This window comes from Rhizobacter sp. AJA081-3 (genome assembly GCF_017795745.1).
GTDB lineage: Bacteria > Pseudomonadota > Gammaproteobacteria > Burkholderiales > Burkholderiaceae_C > Piscinibacter.
In genome coordinates, this window is record NZ_CP059067.1 from 2,559,757 (window position 1) to 2,577,028 (window position 17,272).

Sequence of the window (17,272 nt, forward strand, 5' to 3'; positions counted from 1 at the left end):
TGAGAGCGACAGGCCAAAGCGCTGCGCACGTAAAGGCCCGGGGCCGCGCAACCGTGCGCCAACTCGCCGGAAGCGTCGATGCGCTTCATCGCACCTGGCTGCTCCCAAGGGGGGGGCCATTGATGCGAGCGCACAAGTACTTTCACTACGGGCAGCGGGCCATTGTGGTTGCGCTGGCGACGCAGCTTGGCGGCTTCGGACCATCAGCCCACGCCCAATTGCAGGCACAGATCAAGGTTCAGCCCAAAGTGCTGTGGTCTGCGACCTACTCCGGCTATTTCACGGGCTACGAAACCAGCACCGCACTAAGGGCGGCAATCAATGCGGCACAGGAAGCTGCGCTCGCCCGTTGCATTGCCTATGAGCAGGCGACCCCGCCCTACTCCTGCGGCAAGCTGGTGATCACAAGCGTGATTCCCGACGTGGGCTGGCCATCGACTCCGCCCCTGAAGTACAACGGCGTCGAGACCTATTGGTACGCCCAAGGTGACAGCTACTATCACCAGGTCATGTACCCGGAGTGGACGCTCTATACCGGGTCGACTCCTGCCGTGCCCATCGGCTTCACGCGCAGCCTCGAGTGCCCCAAGACAGACGGGTTCGGCCCGGCCGTCACAAGTCTTGGCAACAGGGAATACAAGCTCGAGTGCATCAAGTACGAGACGCCACCGCAGCAATGCACGCCGGGTGCGAAGGGTAAGGCTGCAGGGTCAGGCGCTGGGGGCGGCGTCGGCAATCCGATCTCGGTGATCGGTGGCCGCAAGACCGAGTACCACGTGGACTACGTGGGTGGCGGTGGATTGCTAAGACTCGAACGCCGCTTCCGGGGTCAATACCAGGGCTGGGCGTTGCCGGGCCAGCCTGAACTGATCGATCCGAACTCCAGTGCCCCCTTCAGCGTTCAGGAGCCGCGCGAGTTCACCACCATCGATGCTGCAACAGGCGCTCAGGTTACCTATGTGAAGGTACTGGATTTTCCAGTGATCAGCAGTTCAACCACAGGAGAAGTCCAGCGCATCAATGCAGACGGTTCGACCGTGCCGTATCGGACTGACGCGAACAACACGTTTCCGGTTGGAACGGATGGGGACAGCCTGCAGAAGGTCGACCCACCAACTGTGCAGGGTGCGACTTGGCGCTGGCGACGCGCGAGCGATGAGACCGACGAGTACGGGCCGGATGGTAAGCCTCGACGCATGTATTGGCCGGACGGCAAGTCACTTGTCTATGCCTATAACGGAACGAATCTGGCGAGCATCACCGACAACTTCGGCCGCCAGATCACGACCACGGTTGATCCAGAAAATCGACTGACTCGGTTCTGGCTGCCGGATGGCACCAGCATCGCCTATGACTACACCGGTGACTTGCTCACCCGCGCGACTTTCGCGGATGGCGCGTCGAAGGCGTTCATCTACGCCGAGCCCGCCAATACGGCGAACGCTTGGCTCCGTGCCCCGCTCACTGGCACGGTCGATGAGAACGGTCTTCGCATTGGTACCTACAAGTACGACAGCTCCGGCCGCGCGTTCTCGAGCGAGGGGGCCAACGGGGTAGGCAAGTTCGTTCTGAAGGACTGGGGAACCAACATCGAGGTCACGCCACCGGTCGGCGATCCCTACCGCGTCTTCTATGGCGATGCCAACGGGGCCAAGGTTGTACTTTCTCGGTCGCAGCCTGCGGGAGCTGGCTGTACCGCTAGCAGCAGTTCCCTGGCATACGACGCTAGCGGCAATGTGACCAATGTTCTGGACTTCTCTTCCCGAAGAACGTGCTACGCCTATGACCTGACTCGCAATATCGAGACAGTGCGAGTCGAGGGAACCGGAGGGGTGGGCTGCACTGGTCTGACCGCGGCCGGATCCACCCTCCCCGCGGGCAGTCGCAAGGTCAATACGCAGTGGCATCCGGATTGGCGCATGGAGAGCAAGGTTGCCGAACCTGGCCGAATGACGACATACGTCTACAACGGTCAGCCAGACCCGTTCAACGCCAACGCAATTGCAGGCTGTGCCCCGGTCACGGCGCTGCTGCCCGACGGCAAGCCCATCGCCGTGCTGTGCCGCCAAGTCGAGCAGGCCACAACGGACGCCAACGGCAGTCTAGGCTTCAGCGCAGCGCTGCAGGCCGGCGTGGCCAATCGCGAGCAGAAGTGGACCTATAACCAGTACGGCCAGGTTCTCACCCATGACGGCCCACGCACCGATGTGGTCGACATCACCACCTACGCCTACTACACGGACACCGCCTTCACCGGCTCAGGGTCGGCTGCAGTGGGCCACACGATCGGTGATCTGCAGAGCGTGACCAACGCCGCCGGCAAGGTCACGCAGTACACAAAGTACGACAAACACGGCCAGCTGCTCGAGAGCGTCGATCCCAACGGCGTGGTCAGTAGCTTCAGCTATGACCTGCGACAGCGGTTGCTGAGCAGCACCACGGGTGGCCAGACCACCACCTACACCTACGACCCGGCCGGCCAGCTCAAGCGCATCACGCGGCCCGACGCCAGCTACGTCGGCTATGAGTATGACTCTGCGCACCGGCAAACAGCGGTGTTTGACAACCTCGGTAACCGCATCGAGTACACGCTGGACAACGCGGGCAACCGCACAGCGGAGAACGTCAAGGACACCAGTGGCGCGCTCAGGCGCCAGCTGGCAAGAAGCATCGACGCGCTCGGGCGTGTTCAACAGACAAGGGGAAGAGAGTGATGGGCACACAAGACAGTGAATCGTCCGACGAGAGTCGTTGTGTCGCGTTCCAAGACGACATGCCCAGTTCTTTGGAACAAGAGCTGCAACTGAGGCACTGGGTGCTATCGGGCTCGCGACATGTCTTGAAGTTGTTGGCGGCGCTACTGATGCTGCCACAAGCGCCGACAGCCTACGCTCAGATGAGTCAGTATTGCGGCGACCAGAACCCAACAGGTGCGTATGAGTGCACCTACCGGCCACATAAGGTTGACGATTGGTCTTACTGGATCGCTGGACCAATCAAATCCACCGGCTACCTTCTCACTGAAGACGGCCCGAAGGCCCGGTACGCCGCGATCCTTGCAGAGGCTTGCCCTTCCTGCTGCAACCCAGGCACTCTGATCGGCGAGACCGGGTGGAATGACAACACAGGATCGGCACCAGCGTGGTCGCCGGACATAGTCGGACACTCAGTCAAAACTCTGACCTATGTCGTCGTCCCTCGAATCTCTCCATCCGAATGTGGAACGCCAACCAATCGCGAAGTAACCCTGGGTCGGACTCGCGGTGCTCAGTGCGAATGGGCGCAATGGATTCGAGACGAGGGCAGTGGCCAGAGCTATTGTCGGAGACCTCGCCGTGCGCAACCAGAGATGTGTGTCGGCCATCCCATTTCTCTGCCTTCGCAAAGCAAGGTGTTCCGGGAGGTTGACTATCGTGGGCCGGGCGACGGTGGGCTCAAGTTCATTCGCGACTATCGCAGTGATGGCTTCAGCTACCCTGCGACCTTTTCGGCAAATCTCTGGGCGGGTCTGGGCAACACTTGGACGCACAACTATGCCGGGTTTGCGTTGCCCGGACAAAACTCCGTCTGGGTGTCCTGGGGGCAGTCTTCTCCGGATCACTTCTACACACCGAGTGGATCCACGTTTCCACGGGTGTTGCTCCCTTTGCGGCCTGGGCAGAAGAATCGTCTCGTTGAGCCAAGCCCCGGGCGCTACGTCTATTTCACGACAAGCAATGAGGCTGTGGTCTACCAGGGGGGGCTCCCCATTGGTTCGTATCGCCCCAATGGCCAGGGCGTGGAGCTTGGCTATGTAGTGCCCAGGCTGAGCACTGCTCGGGACACGTTCGGCAGAACGCTGGCATTCAACTACGACGCCATAGCGCATCTTGAGTCGATCACAGACCCCGCGGGCCAGGCGATAACTTACGCATATAGAGCACCGCCACTGGACCCTGAAGGAGGAGGCGCCAACAACGTCGCCTATACAACTCTCGCCCGTGTCACCTATCAAGACCTGCAGTCCAAGCAGTACACAACTCCAAACTGGGTCTTCAATGATCCGAATCCCGTACCGAAGATGTCCGCGACTCGAATCGCTGGAATCGTCGATGAACTTGGCGCGACTTTCGAGACCGTTACCTACGACACATACGGGCAGGTCACTCGGACGGAGCTTGCAGGGGGAGTCAGTGCCTTCGACGTCACGTCCGGCGTGTTGGATCCCCTAGGCACGCGCAGGACATACCAATTCGATACCGCGGCCGCCGCTTTCAGCTATGCCTCACAGCCTGCCGGCAGCGGCTGCCCTTCGGCTTATAGCAGCAGCACATTTGATACGAATGGCAATCTGACGAGTTCAACAGATTTCAGAGGCAGCCTGACCTGCTACACAAACGACAGCGCACGCAATATCGAGAGTTCGCGCGTCGAGGGGCTGGGCACCTATGCTGCCTGCAACACCTACACCCCACCGTTGGCAGCATTGCCCGCTGGCTCGCGCAAGCTGAGTACCCAGTGGCATCCCGACTGGCGCCTCGCGAGCAAGATCGCGGAGCCCAACCGCGTCACGACCTACGTCTACAACGGCCAGCCCGACCCATTCAACGCCAACGCGACCGCCAGCTGTGCTCCCGCAACGGCCCAGCTGCCCGATGGCAAGCCCATTGCCGTCTTGTGCCGCCAGGTCGAGCAGGCGACGACCGATGCGAACGGCAGCCAGGGCTTCAGTGCTGCGCTGCAGGCTGGCGTGGCGAACCGCGAGCAGAAGTGGACATACAACCAGTACGGTCAGGTACTCACCCACGACGGCCCTCGCACCGATGTGGTTGATGTCACCACCTACGCGTATTACAACGACACGAGCTTTGCAGGCGTCGGCTCGGCCGCGGTGGGTCACACCATCGGTGACCTGCAGAGCGTGACCAACGCCGCCGGCAAGGTCACCCAGTACACCAAGTACGACAAACACGGCAAGCTGCTCGAGAGCGTCGATCCCAACGGCGTGGTCAGTAGCTTCAGCTATGACCTGCGACAGCGGTTGCTGAGCATCACCACGGGCGGCCAGATCACCAGCTACACCTACGACGCAGCGGGACAGCTCAAGCGCATCACGCGTCCTGATGCCAGCTACATCGGCTACGACTACGACCCGGCGCACCGTCAGACCGCGGTGTTCGACAACCTCGGGAACCGAATCGAGTACACGCTGGACAGCGCGGGCAATCGTACGGCCGAGACCGTCAAGGACACCAGCGGTGCGCTCAGGCGCCTGCTCGCCAGAAGCGTCGACGCCCTCGGGCGAGTACAACAAGTCACCGGCAGGGAGTAAGCGCAATGGTCCCACTTTGCTTCGAAAGACCCCGAGCAGGGGCCGATACGGCAATCTGCAACGCAGCGCCCAAGCGTGTGCCGGCCATCGCGCGGGCGGCAGGGCGATGCCGGCGCTGGGCGGCCCTACTAATCGCGGGCGCCTCTCTCTTTGCCAGCAATACCGCGCTCGCGCAATCAGTGGCAAACGTCGCTATGCAGCTGCCAGCCCCGTTTGCTGCATACACGTATCAGTACATCACCTTCACGGCCAGCGTCAGCGGGACCGTCGGTACGCCTACGGGCACGGTGACTTTCATGGGGGGAAATGGCGGGGGGGCCATCGTCAGTGCTCCGCTCGTCAACGGCGTTGCCACGACCTCCGGATACATCCAGTACGCAGGCTCGTACGACATCTACGCCAACTACAGTGGTGATTCCAACTACGGATCTGCAACTTCGATTGGCAGCCCCGGTGGGGTGCGTAACGTATCGATCACTGCACAGACCCAGACCACAACCACGCTGGGGCTGAGCGCGAGTACCGTAGCCGCTGGACAGAACGTCACGCTGACCGCCCACGTGGAGCCGAGCGCCAACCCAGGGAACGGGAGTACGACCTTCGTCACCTTCTACGATGGTTCAGTTGCACTTGGCGTCGCCGCGATTGGTGACTATGTGTCGCGGAATGCGAGTCTCACCACCAGTCTTCCAACAGTGGGGACCCGTGCATTCACAGCGGTGTATGGCGGCGCCATTCCGTTGACTGCCAGCACCTCGAGCGTGGCCAATCTCGTGGTCACTCAGGCTGCGACGACCACCACGGTGTCGGCCAGTCCCAGCACGGCATACCAGAATCAGAACGTCACCTTGACGGCGTCCGTGACTGGCGCGAACCCCACGGGAAGCGTCACGTTCACTGATGGCGCAGCGACGCTGGGCACAGCTGCGCTGACCGGTGGTCAGGCCACCTTGGTGACCAGCTTCGCAGCGGCGGGCAGCCATTCCGTTGCCGCGACTTTCTCTGGCGACACCAACAACTTGCCGGGTTCATCAGCACCCGTCACACAAACTGTCCAGGCCACGGCCGTGACTTCGACGGCGTTGAGCGCCTCTCCTGCTTCCATCACGGTCGGACAGCAGGTCATGCTGACTGCCACAGTGGCTGGCGGGGCGAGCGCCACGGGGACAGTGACGTTTCGCGACGGTTCGGTCGTCCTGGGCACTGTCCCACTGACAGCAGGTACAGCGAGTCTTCCTACGACCGTATCTGCTGCCGGCAGCCATCCATTGATCGCAAGCTACAGCGGGGATGTTGCAAACGGCGCCAGCACTTCGGCTACAAACAACTTCAATGTGGCCAAGATGGCCACGTCGACCACCCTGAACGTTTCGCCCGATCCCTTGTTTCAGGGGCAGTTGGCAACGCTCCGGGCAAACGTTGCAGGATTTGGCCCGAGCGGGACGGTCACGTTCTTCGACGGCGCGACAACGTTGGGAACCGCGTCTATCGCCAACGGACTGGCGGCAATCACCACGACCTTCAACCAGATCAGCCACAGTCTCTCGGCAAGCTACACGGGCGATGCCAACAATCTGGCCAGTGCGTCTGCAGTCACGGCTTCACAGACCTATGCCGCGCCGGCGCTGTCCGCTGCGCCGGTCGTCAACTATGAGTACGACGCCACCGGCAATCCGACCAAGACCATCCAGGCTCCAGGTGTGGCCGGCTTCAACTTCGCCACGACCAACACCTTCGACTCGCTCAGCCGTCTGAAAGACAGCACCGACGCCAAGACCGGCAAGACCCAGTTCGGCTACAACGGCCGCGAGGATCTGACGCAGGTCACTGACCCGCGCAACCTGGTCACGCAGTACCCGCGCAACGGTCTGGGTGACGCCACCAGCCTGGTCAGCCCCGACACCGGCACCGCCAATCACACCTACGACGCTGCCGGCAACCTCAAGACCCGCACCGATAGCCGCGGCGTGCTGGCCACCTACACCTACGATGCGCTGAACCGACTGACCAAGATCGTCTACAGCCAGACCGGCCAGACCAGCCTGACCTACACCTGGACCTACGACCAGACCGGCACCGGCTACGCCAACGGCGTGGGGCGGCTCACGTCCACCAACACGCCCACGAGTTCCAGCCAATACACCTATGACGCGCAAGGCAGGCTGCTCACCGACATCCAGCGCATCAAGGCAGCCACCGGCGCCAACAGCGCGCAGATCGCCAAGACCGTCACCTACACCTACGACACGGCCGGCAATGTCACGAGCATCCTGTACCCCAGCGGCCGCAAGCTGACCGTCGGCTACACAGCCGGTCAGCCCACCTCGCTGGCGCTGGCCAAGAACACCAGCACCGCAGCCGTCAACCTCATCACCCAGATCCAGTGGGAGCCCTTTGGCGGCCCACGCAGCTGGCTGTGGCAGATGGCCAGCGGCACGAAGCTGCATGCGTGGCTGTACGACACCTCTGGCCGCCTGGTGCGCCAGAACCTGGGCAACAACCTACGTGACCTGAGCTACGACGCGGCCGACCGCATCACCGGCTACGCGCACTACGACGCCACCAGCGGAGCCGCGCAGACCAGCCTGAACCAGACCTTCAGCTACGACGAGCTCGGCCGCATCACCGGCGTGGTCACGCCCACGGCGAGCTGGACCATCGGCTACGACGCCAACGGCAACCGCACCAGCGTCACGCTCAACGGCACGGCCAGCACCTACACCACGGCCACCACCAGCAACCGGCTGAACAGCATCACCAACCCAGCGCGCAGCCTGGGCTACGACGCCGCTGGCAACACCACCAGCGACAGCTACACCGCCACCTACAACCTGGCAGGTCGCATGGCCACGCTGACCAAGGCCGCCGTGACCACCACCTACGCGGTGGACGGCATGGGCAAGCGAGTGCGCAAGTTCGACGGCAGCGGCGCGGCCAGCACGGTGCTGTTTGTGTACGACCAGCAGGGACAGCTGCTGGGCGAGTACAACAGCGCCGGCACGGCCAGCCGCGAGTACGTCTGGCTGGGCAATACGCCGGTGGCGGTGTTCACGCCGGATCCGGCGAACTCGGCCAATCCGCCGCTGGTGTACTACATCCACACGGATCACCTGGGAACACCGCGCATCGTGGTGGACAAGAGTGGCAACCAGCGGTGGAACTGGCTGGCTGAGCCCTTCGGGACGACGGCGCCGAACAACAACCCGAGTGCGCTCGGGGCGTTCACCTTCAACCTGAGGTTCCCGGGGCAGTATGCGGACCAGGAGAGCGGGCTCTTCTACAACTACTTCCGGGATTACGATGCGTCGGCGGGGCGGTACGTCCAATCAGATCCCATCGGGCTGGCGGGGGGGATCAACACGTACAGCTATGCGCTGAATCAGCCGACGCTCCACACCGACCCAGATGGTCGTCAAGTAGTGGTCGTTACGACTACTCAGTCAGGCCCCCGATACGACCCGCGCAGCGACACTCTCGTTCCCCCAACGGCTCCGACTCCCAGCTTCACTCCTGCCCCAGCATCTCCGAGTGCGATGTGTCAAGCGTTCCCGCTGATGTGCGCAGCGACTATCGCCACCCAAATCTGTCGAGAGTCGAACGAAACCGATCGCTGCAGGCAACGGCTGTCGGAATGTCGCCAAGTGTGTCAAGGAAAATGGGAGCGCGGTGATCCGCCGTTCTCAGGCAGTGACACCGCCGGCCGTATGAGACGGTGCATAAGAGACTGCATGGAAGCAGGCGGATGTTTCAACTACTAGCCCAGATAATTTGGGGCTCCCATAGGAGTGCGCAGTGAACAAGGACTCAGCCGAGGCGATGATGAAGAAGCTGCTTGAACTGAGTGAGGCCATGGATCAAGTCTGCAGTTTGATAGATCAACTCGAGTCAGAAGAAGAACGAATGGAGCTTCGTCGCGGTATGAGTGGCATGTTGGCTGATGTGTACACAGAGTTGATGCGTCCGATAATTCGGCAGTTTCCAGAGCTTGATCCGGACAAGTGAGGTATGCATGCAATTCGAGGGGGCCGATTGCTAGCGGCGCCTTGGACCATCCAGTGAACGCGGCTCTATCAGCACCGATGGGACTCTGGTGGCGCCCGCGCGGCTTTACCTTGCTCGAGCTCCTAGTGGTGATGGTCATCATCGGGCTGCTGGCTAGCTACGTGGCGCCGCGCTTCTTCGATCACATCGGCAAAGCCGAAACCAAGACCGCCCGCGCGCAGCTCGACGCGCTGAACAAGGCACTCGCGGCGTACCGTCTGGACACCGGGCACTTCCCGTCCACCGAGCAAGGCCTCAAGTCACTGGTCGATCGCCCGGGTGACGAACCCAAGTGGTCGGGGCCCTATCTCTCCAAGGCAGTGCCGCCCGACCCATGGGAGCACGCGTACGTCTACCGCCGCCCCGGTGAAGGCGGACGCGACTTCGACTTGCTGACGCTCGGCAAGGACGGCCAGCGCGGCGGTGCGGGCGAGAACGCCGACATCAGCGTCTGGGATTCCGGCCGCTGAGGCCGGCTCACCGCCATGCGCATCCAGCTGGACGTGGTGCAAGGGCGCGGCATGCCGCAGGTCGTGCTCGTCGACGCGCCCAGCCTCGACGCGGCGCGTGAGCACTGCCGCGGCCAGGGCTTCACAGTGCTCGGTGCGCGGCCGGCCGGCGCCGATGTGTTCAGCTTGAAGTCGCTGGCCACCGTCGGCCCCAAGCTCGATGTGGTGGTGTTCGTCGAGCAGCTGCGTGACCTGCTGGGTGCGGGCCTGAGCGTTGTGGAAGCGCTCGGCACCTTACAGGCCGCCGCACCCTCACGGCAGCAACCGGCGGTTGATGCCTTGCTGAAGCGGCTGCGCAGTGGCGACACGCTCTCCGTGGCGCTGGCAGCGCAATCGCAATTCCCGGGGCTGTTGGTGGCACTGGTGCGTGCCTCCGAGTGGACCTCGGACCTGCCCAAGGCGCTGGGGCGCTTTCTGGACCACGAGATGCGCGTGCGCGAGCTGCGCCACCGCATCGCCTCGGTGGCCATCTATCCGGTGCTGCTGACGGCCGTGGGATCGATGGTGATGCTGTTCCTGCTGCTGTACGTGATGCCGCGTTTCGCACGGGTGTTCGAGGGCATGCGCGGCGAACTGCCCTGGTCGGCGCAGGCGATGGTGGTGTGGTCTCACTGGCTGGGCGGGCGCGGCCCGTGGGTGCTGGCCGGCTGCGCGATGCTGGCCACTGCGCTGGGGCTGGCGGTTGCCTCTCCCGCGTTGCGGGTGCGTCTGCTGCAAGCGGTGATGGAGTGGGCGCCGCTGCGCACGCGGATGCGCACCTACTTCCTTGCGCGCTGGTTCCGGGCCACGGGCATGCTGGTCGAAGGCGGCATCCCGCTGCCCGAGGCGCTGGGGCTGTCGAATGGGTTGCTGCCGCGCAGCCTGCAGGCGGGCGGCGCGGCGGTGGAAGCCGCTGTGCGCAACGGCCTGAGTCCCGCTGAGGCCCATGTGCACGGCGGCATGATCACGCCGGTGGCCGAGCAGCTCATGCGCGCCGGCGAACGCACGGGCGAACTCGGCAGCGTACTGACGCGCATTGCGCAGTTTCACGAGGCTGAAGTCTCGCGCTCGCTGGAACAGGCCATGCGGGCCCTGGAGCCCATCGTGATGGTGCTCATCGGTGTGGGTGTGGGCACGGTGGTGGTGCTGATGTACATGCCTATCTTCGAACTGGCGTCGGCGCTGCAATGAGCGCGACCTTGGTCTCCCGCGTCGCGCAGCTTCGCCGCCAGGGCAACGGCGACCCCTTACCGGCCTTGTTGGGCGAGGCACCAGATGCGCGAGCGCTCTTTGACGAACTGGGTACCGCTCTGCAGATGCCTGTGGTGCGCATGCAGTGGCTGATGTCCAGGCAGCCGCGCTTCGACCGGCTGCCCTTCACCGAGTGCGCCCGGCGGCGATGTGCGCTGGTGTCGGAGCTGGACGGCAGCGACAGCGCATTTCTCCTGATCGTTACCGACCCCTTCGACACCGACATGGTGGCCTGGGCGCGCACGCGCTTCGGCGCGGTCGACATTTGTCTGGCCAGCCCCGAGACCTTCGACGCCTGGCTGGCCCATTGCGAGACCACGCTCTCGGCGATGAGCAGCTTGAGCGTCGGCGCCGAATCTGGCGACGCGCAGCGCGAGCCAACGCGCGGTGCCGAAGTGCTGGACCTGCGCCAGATCGGCAGCGACGACAGCCCGGCGGTGCGCTTCGTGAACTCGACGCTGTACGACGCGCTGAAGACCGGCGCCTCCGACATCCACCTGGAGAGCGACCCTGCGGGCCTGGGTGTCAAGTTCCGGCTCGACGGCGTGCTGACCGCCATGCGCCGCATCGACAGCCCGGAGTTGGCGATGCAGGCCATCAGCCGCATCAAGGTGATGTCTCAGCTCGACATTGCCGAGCGCCGAGTGCCACAGGACGGCCGGCTGCAGATTGCCTACGCAGGCCGCGCGATCGACGTGCGCGTGTCCATCATGCCCAGCATCCACGGCGAAGACGCGGTGTTGCGCATCCTGGACCGACAGCACCTGGCCGAGAGCCTGGCCGGGCTGACGCTGGCCAAGCTGGGCTTCGACGAGCCCACTGCCGTTGCCTTGCGCGCCCTGTGCCGCAAGCCCCACGGCATGTTGCTCGTCACGGGGCCGACGGGCTCGGGCAAGACGACGACGCTCTATGCGGCCATTGCCGAGACGCACCAGTCGCGCGACAAGATCATCACCATCGAAGACCCGGTCGAGTACCAACTACCCGGCGTGCTCCAGATCCCGGTCAACGAGCGCAAGGGGCTGACCTTTGCGCGGGGGCTTCGTTCAATCCTGCGGCATGACCCGGACAAGATCCTCGTCGGCGAAATCCGCGATGCCGAGACAGCGCAGATTGCGGTGCAGTCAGCGCTGACCGGCCACCTGGTGTTCACCACGGTGCATGCAAACACGGTGTTCGACGTGGTGGGGCGGTTCGACCAGTTCGGCATCGACGCGTACACGTTTGCGTCGGCAATCAATGGCGTGCTGGCGCAGCGGCTGTTGCGGCGCCTGTGCCCGCATTGCGCAGTCGAGCACGACCTGAAGGCCGCGGAGGCAGACGTGCCGGACCTTGGGCTGGCGCTGCGGCGGTTCACTGGCACGCCGACGCTCAAGCAGGCGCGCGGGTGCGAGCATTGCCGGGGCACAGGGTACGCGGGGCGCTTCGCATTGGGGGAATTGCTGGAGCTGACGCCTGCGCTCAAGGCGCTGGTGGCAGCGCGTGCGCCTCAGGCACAGATCCAGGCCGAAGCGGAGCGCACGGGATGGCAGCCGCTGCGACAGCTCGCGCTCGACGCCGCCCTGCGCGGCCAGACCACGCTCGAGGAGGTCGACCGTGTGGCCGTTTGAGTCGCGTCGGGATGTCGTGCGCGCCGGCCGGGATCGGGTCGAGTATTGGGCTGCGACGGGTGCTGGGTTTGCGCTAAAGGGCAGTAGAGCACTTGGTGCATCGGAAGGATCTCGCGCCGCGCAGTTGGCCACCGCCCTCGGTGGCTTGCTGGCCGAAGCCGGCTCAGCCTCCGAGTCCGCGAGCACGGCCTGCGCGGCCGATGTCGTGCTCGAATCGGCCTGGTTGCCCGTGGTCTTGCTGGACACCGGCCGTGAGCTGTGGCGGCCGGCGCAAGTAGAGGCCCTATTGCGCCATCGGCTGGCTCGCGTCTACGACGAGCGTGGCGATGCCGTGGCCGGATGGGAGTTGAGTATCGACCATCGTGCGGGTGATGCACAAGGGCTTGGGTTCGGGCTCTCGCCCCTGGTGAAGTCGGCCGTCGTGAGCGCGGTCGCCGCTTCCGGATGCACGATGACGTCCATCCAGCCGGCGGTTCAGTGGGGGCGGCAACGCCATAGGCAGCGGCGCGAGGGCTGGTGGGTCTGGTTGGAACAGGACCGGGCCATCGTGAGCCACCTCGAAGCGGGCCGCATGACGGCGATGAATCCCGCCGCGGCTTTGCCCTCGGACCACGCCACGTGCCTGGCGATGCTGCGAATCGAGCGACTGCGGTTGGGCATCGAGAAGGATGATGTGGGTGGCGTTGTCGCGGGCTGGCAGCAAGACTTTGAGCTCACACCTCAGAGCGGATTGGCCTGGTCCGGGCTCGAGGCGCAGGCCGCTGCTGCCCGAGGTTCCGTTGCCTCTGCGATGCCGACCCGGAGTGCAGCATGAGCGCCGCCACGATCGACTTCCTCCATCCGCGCCGAACGCCGTGGCTGGGTTGGGTCCTGCTCGTCGCTGGAACAGGCGCGCTGGTGCTGAGCCTGTGGGCGGACCAGCGATGGACCGCGCAGCGCGCCGAGTTCGAAGCCGCCAAGCGCCAGCGTGAAGAGGCGACCCAGACCGCACGTGCACTAGCCGACAGGCCTGTGCCGCTGACGCCGCAGGACCTGCGCATGCGCGCGGTCGCACCACAACTTCGCCAGCCCTGGCTGCCGTTGCTGCGTGTGGTGGAGAACGTGACCGAGCCGCCGATTTTCCTGTTGGCCATGACGGTTGATCCAGTCACGGGCTCGGTTCGCCTGGACGGCGAGGCGCCGGGCTTTGCAGAGGCGCTCGCCTACTCGCAGGCCTTGCGCAATGACGATGTGCTCGCCCACGCGCAGCTGCGCTCGCACGACGTCGTCGCCGACCCGAACTCGAGCCGGCAGGCGGTCCGCTTCAGCATCGCTGCCGAATGGATCGCGAAATGACCTCCTGGACGCCCACGATCAGCTGGCGTCTGCGGGTGGCTGGGGCACGCCTGCAGCAGCAGGCCGGCCTGGCCGGGCTGCTCGGCATCGGCCTGTTGGTACTGGCGGTGGCCAAGGGCGCCACAGCCTGGCGACTGCACGAGCAGTTCCTGACCGAAGCCGAGCAAGCTGCGCGCACCACGACAGCCGCTGCGTTGGCTTCACCCGTCGACAAGCGCGCCGAAACCCCAGTGGCTCGCACTCGCTGGCCGCTCGCGCAAGACGTGCCCACGCTGCTGTCTCGGCTGGAGCGCGCGGCGGTCAAAGAAGGTCTGGGCTGGCCGCAGGCGGACTACCGGATCAACCCGGCCACTGCAGAGTCTCCAGCAAGTCTGGAAGTCCGCTGTGCGCTGAAAGGGCCGTATCCGAACATCCGCAGCTTCTTGACGGCAGCGTTGCTGGACACGCCCACTCTGGCGGTGCGGGAGTTCAACCTCAGCCGTCCGAGTGCGGACACACCGATTGTCGAAGCCAAGCTGTCCTTCGTGGTGTACCTAGGCGGCGCTGACGAGACTTCGGGCGAGGCTCCCAAATGAAGGAGCGCCGCCTTCAGTTCTTGTTGCTTGTGCTCGTTGCATTGCTCGTGCTGCGCTGGTGGAGCCCGCCGGGTGGCACCAGCGAGGTGGTTCAAGCCGTGGAGCGCCCTGCGGCCAGCCAGTCGAGTTCTCAGGTGAACCTGAATGCGGCTCCATCGGCCACCTCGAACCGCCCGCTGCCGGATGACCTGTCTTCAGGCACCCGGTCTGCCGAAAGCACCGAGCCGCGCAACGCCTTCGCAGCGCGGGTACCGCCGCCCCCACCGGCACCTCCACCTCCCCCCCCTCAACCGCGTGTGGCCGCCGTGACGCCCGTGGTGCTGGCGCCGCCTCCGCCACCTCCGGTGGATCCCACGCCGCCCCCGCCGCCGCTGCAGGTCATCGGCACCTGGAAGGATGAGCGCGGCGCCAGCGTCTTCATCGCCGGGCCGCGGGGCGTGATGCAGGCGCGCGCCGGCGATACGCTGCTCACCGAGTACAACGTGACCCAGATCTCCGCGCAGCAGGTCCTGCTCAGGCACCTGCCCACGAACCGCGATCTCTCGCTGGCCGTGCCCGCGGCTACCGCACCGACTCCGAGGGCAACAGGCCTGTGACTTCACTCCATCCCCACCGCCGCCACCCACCGCGGCGCCGCTCCGCAAAGCGAAGCCTGCTCCTGACCGGGCTTGCTCTCGCGCTGGCCGGCTGCGCCGGCATGCAGTCCTATCGCGAAGGCCAGTCGGAGCTCGCCAAGGGCAAGCTCGAACCTGGGATCAGCAAGCTCAAGCAGGCGGTGGAACAGGATCCGCAGAACGTCGAGTTCCGCCGGGCCTACTTCACCGAGCGAGAGCAGGCGATCAACGGTCTGTTGCAGCAGGCCGAGGTCGGCATGGAGTCCGGGAGCTTCGACGCTGCGCGGGCCGCCTATCAGCAAGTCTTGCGGCTGGACGCTGCGAACGCGCGCGCGTTGGGCGGCGCGAATCGGGTGGACGTGGCGCAGCGCCAATGGAGCGCGATCGACGCGGCGGTTGCCTTGGCTCGCAATGGCGACACCGACAACGCCATCACCAAGGTTCGGCAGGTGATCTCCGAGAACCCGAACCACAGCCGTGCCAACCAGTTGCTCAAGCAGCTGATGCGGCAGCAGGCCGACCGGACGGGCAAGGAGCTCGGCATCTACCCCAAGCTGAAAGCTGCCTACCGCACGCCGGTGAGCCTGAGCTTCAGCAACGCTCCGTTGCTGCAGGTCTTCGATTCCCTCAAGGTGGCCTCGGGGCTCAACTATGTGTTTGACAAGGAAGTCCGCCAGGACCTGCGCGTCACGCTGTCGGTGAACAACAAGCCCGTGGAGGACATTCTTCGCCTGCTGCTGGCCACCAATCAACTGGAGCGCCGGATCCTCGACGAGGACACGCTGCTCATCTACCCGAACACACCGGCCAAGGCAGCCGAGTACCGGGAGATGGTCGTGCGGACCTTCTATCTGAGCAACGGCGAGGCCAGCAAGGTCGCAGGCTTGCTGCGCACCATCGCAAAGGTGAAGGATGTGGTCGTCGACGAGAAACTGAACCTGATCGTCGTGCGCGACAGTGCTGAGGTCATCCGCCTGGCCGAGAAACTGATCGCCGCCCAGGACATGGCCGAGCCGGAGGTGATGCTGGAACTCGAGGTGCTCGAGGTCAGCGTCAACCGGCTGCTGGAGATGGGGATCAGCTGGCCATCCTCGGTGTCGGCGAGCGTGTCCGGTGCGGCGGGTGTCGCAGGCCAACTCACCTTGAACGAGTTGCGCAATCGCACCTCCGACATGGTGAAGTTGCAGACAAACGACCCGCTGATCGCAGCCCAGCTGCGCAGCCAGAAGGGCAGTGCCAATCTCCTGGCCAACCCGCGGGTTCGAGTGCGCAACAAGCAGCCGGCCAAGATCCTGATCGGCGAGCGGGTGCCGGTGTTCACCACGACCGCCACCGCCAACGTGGGGACATCGGAGTCGGTCAACTATCTGGACGTGGGCCTGAAGCTGGAGATCGAACCCACGGTGTCGCTTGACGACGAGGTGTCGATGAAGCTGGCGCTGGAGGTGTCCAACATCCTCGAGACGATCACGCGCGCCAGCGGCACGCAGGCCTACCGGCTCGGCACCCGCAACACATCGACCACGCTGCGCGTGCGAGATGGCGAGACCAACATCCTTGCCGGGCTGATCCAGCGCGACGAGCGGCGCTCGAACACCGGGATTCCGGGTCTGAACGAAGCTCCGCTGATCAGCAAACTCTTCGGTGCAGCGCAGGACAGTGACAGCCGCACCGAGATCGTGCTGCTGGTGACCCCGCGCATCGTGCGCAACATTGAGCTGCCGGGGGTAGGACTGCAGGAGTTCCTGTCGGGCACGGATGCGTCGACAGGCGCAGCTCCGATTCAGTTGGGGACACCGGGTGCGCGACAGAACCCTGTGCCGACCGGCATGCCGCCAGGCTTCGCTCCGGGAACTGTCCCTCCGCCCGTGCCGATGTTGCAGCCGCCCGGCGGCATTCCGCAGTCGGGCGCTTTTCCGACGACAACGCCGCTCCCACCGTCGGCCTTGCCGCCTGGCGTCCAGCCCATACCGCCGACTGGTATTCAGCCTCCGGCTTCCCCCGTGTTTACGGCGCCCCCGTTGGTGCCGACCTCGCCGCGATAAGG

At 64.6% G+C, this 17,272-nt stretch carries 12 protein-coding genes; all 12 read left to right on the forward strand.

Annotation, left to right across the window (positions count from 1 at the left end):
• Positions 1-122 precede the first annotated feature (122 nt).
• The 12 genes from HZ992_RS12210 to HZ992_RS12265 all read left to right on the forward strand — a co-directional run bounded on the left by HZ992_RS12210 (position 123) and on the right by HZ992_RS12265 (position 17,270).
• Positions 123-2,714: an RHS repeat domain-containing protein gene (locus HZ992_RS12210; RefSeq protein ID WP_209386892.1), complete on the forward strand. Its 2,592-nt coding sequence runs from the start codon at positions 123-125 to the stop codon at positions 2,712-2,714.
• Between the two features lie 635 nt (positions 2,715-3,349).
• Positions 3,350-5,311, forward strand: coding sequence for an RHS repeat protein (locus HZ992_RS12215; protein WP_209386893.1), 1,962 nt, complete (start codon positions 3,350-3,352; stop codon positions 5,309-5,311).
• Between the two features lie 194 nt (positions 5,312-5,505).
• Positions 5,506-9,069: an RHS repeat domain-containing protein gene (locus HZ992_RS12220; RefSeq protein ID WP_209386894.1), complete on the forward strand. Its 3,564-nt coding sequence runs from the start codon at positions 5,506-5,508 to the stop codon at positions 9,067-9,069.
• A gap of 34 nt (positions 9,070-9,103) precedes the next feature.
• On the forward strand, positions 9,104-9,313 hold the full coding sequence (locus tag HZ992_RS12225) for a hypothetical protein (RefSeq protein WP_209386895.1): 210 nt from the start codon (positions 9,104-9,106) through the stop codon (positions 9,311-9,313).
• A 77-nt stretch (positions 9,314-9,390) separates the two neighbouring features.
• A complete protein-coding gene (gspG, locus tag HZ992_RS12230; RefSeq protein ID WP_209386896.1) occupies positions 9,391-9,822 on the forward strand; it encodes a type II secretion system major pseudopilin GspG in 432 nt (143 codons plus the stop codon).
• Positions 9,823-9,837: 15 nt separating this feature from the next.
• Entirely contained in the window at positions 9,838-11,031 is a 1,194-nt protein-coding gene (locus HZ992_RS12235; protein WP_209386897.1) for a type II secretion system F family protein, read from the forward strand.
• Entirely contained in the window at positions 11,028-12,701 is a 1,674-nt protein-coding gene (locus HZ992_RS12240; protein WP_209386898.1) for a GspE/PulE family protein, read from the forward strand. The genes HZ992_RS12235 and HZ992_RS12240 overlap by 4 nt, the downstream gene beginning before the upstream one ends.
• 124 nt (positions 12,702-12,825) lie before the next feature.
• Positions 12,826-13,515 carry a hypothetical protein gene (locus HZ992_RS12245; RefSeq protein WP_209386899.1) on the forward strand — a complete coding sequence of 230 codons (690 nt, stop codon included), beginning with the start codon at positions 12,826-12,828 and terminating at the stop codon, positions 13,513-13,515.
• Complete coding sequence (locus tag HZ992_RS12250; RefSeq protein ID WP_209386900.1) at positions 13,512-14,036, forward strand: hypothetical protein; 525 nt, start codon at positions 13,512-13,514, stop codon at positions 14,034-14,036. Before HZ992_RS12245 ends, HZ992_RS12250 begins: the two co-directional genes overlap by 4 nt.
• A complete protein-coding gene (locus tag HZ992_RS12255) occupies positions 14,033-14,611 on the forward strand; it encodes a hypothetical protein (RefSeq protein WP_209386901.1) in 579 nt (192 codons plus the stop codon). Before HZ992_RS12250 ends, HZ992_RS12255 begins: the two co-directional genes overlap by 4 nt.
• A gap of 344 nt (positions 14,612-14,955) precedes the next feature.
• Positions 14,956-15,207: a hypothetical protein gene (locus HZ992_RS12260; protein WP_209386902.1), complete on the forward strand. Its 252-nt coding sequence runs from the start codon at positions 14,956-14,958 to the stop codon at positions 15,205-15,207.
• 101 nt (positions 15,208-15,308) lie between these two features.
• Positions 15,309-17,270, forward strand: a complete 1,962-nt coding sequence (locus HZ992_RS12265) for a secretin GspD/PilQ domain-containing protein (protein ID WP_209386903.1) — start codon at positions 15,309-15,311, stop codon at positions 17,268-17,270.
• Positions 17,271-17,272: the final 2 nt, after the last annotated feature.

What these genes read in the sequence shown, in the direction of transcription:
- HZ992_RS12210 (WP_209386892.1), top strand. Translation starts at nt 123, where the DNA reads ATGCGAGCGCACAAGTACTTTCACTACGGGCAGCGGGCCATTGTGGTT.
- HZ992_RS12215 (WP_209386893.1), top strand. Translation starts at nt 3,350, where the DNA reads ATGTGTGTCGGCCATCCCATTTCTCTGCCTTCGCAAAGCAAGGTGTTC.
- HZ992_RS12220 (WP_209386894.1), top strand. Translation starts at nt 5,506, where the DNA reads ATGCAGCTGCCAGCCCCGTTTGCTGCATACACGTATCAGTACATCACC.
- gspG (WP_209386896.1), top strand. Translation starts at nt 9,391, where the DNA reads ATGGGACTCTGGTGGCGCCCGCGCGGCTTTACCTTGCTCGAGCTCCTA.
- HZ992_RS12235 (WP_209386897.1), top strand. Translation starts at nt 9,838, where the DNA reads ATGCGCATCCAGCTGGACGTGGTGCAAGGGCGCGGCATGCCGCAGGTC.
- HZ992_RS12240 (WP_209386898.1), top strand. Translation starts at nt 11,028, where the DNA reads ATGAGCGCGACCTTGGTCTCCCGCGTCGCGCAGCTTCGCCGCCAGGGC.
- HZ992_RS12250 (WP_209386900.1), top strand. Translation starts at nt 13,512, where the DNA reads ATGAGCGCCGCCACGATCGACTTCCTCCATCCGCGCCGAACGCCGTGG.
- HZ992_RS12255 (WP_209386901.1), top strand. Translation starts at nt 14,033, where the DNA reads ATGACCTCCTGGACGCCCACGATCAGCTGGCGTCTGCGGGTGGCTGGG.
- HZ992_RS12265 (WP_209386903.1), top strand. Translation starts at nt 15,309, where the DNA reads ATGCAGTCCTATCGCGAAGGCCAGTCGGAGCTCGCCAAGGGCAAGCTC.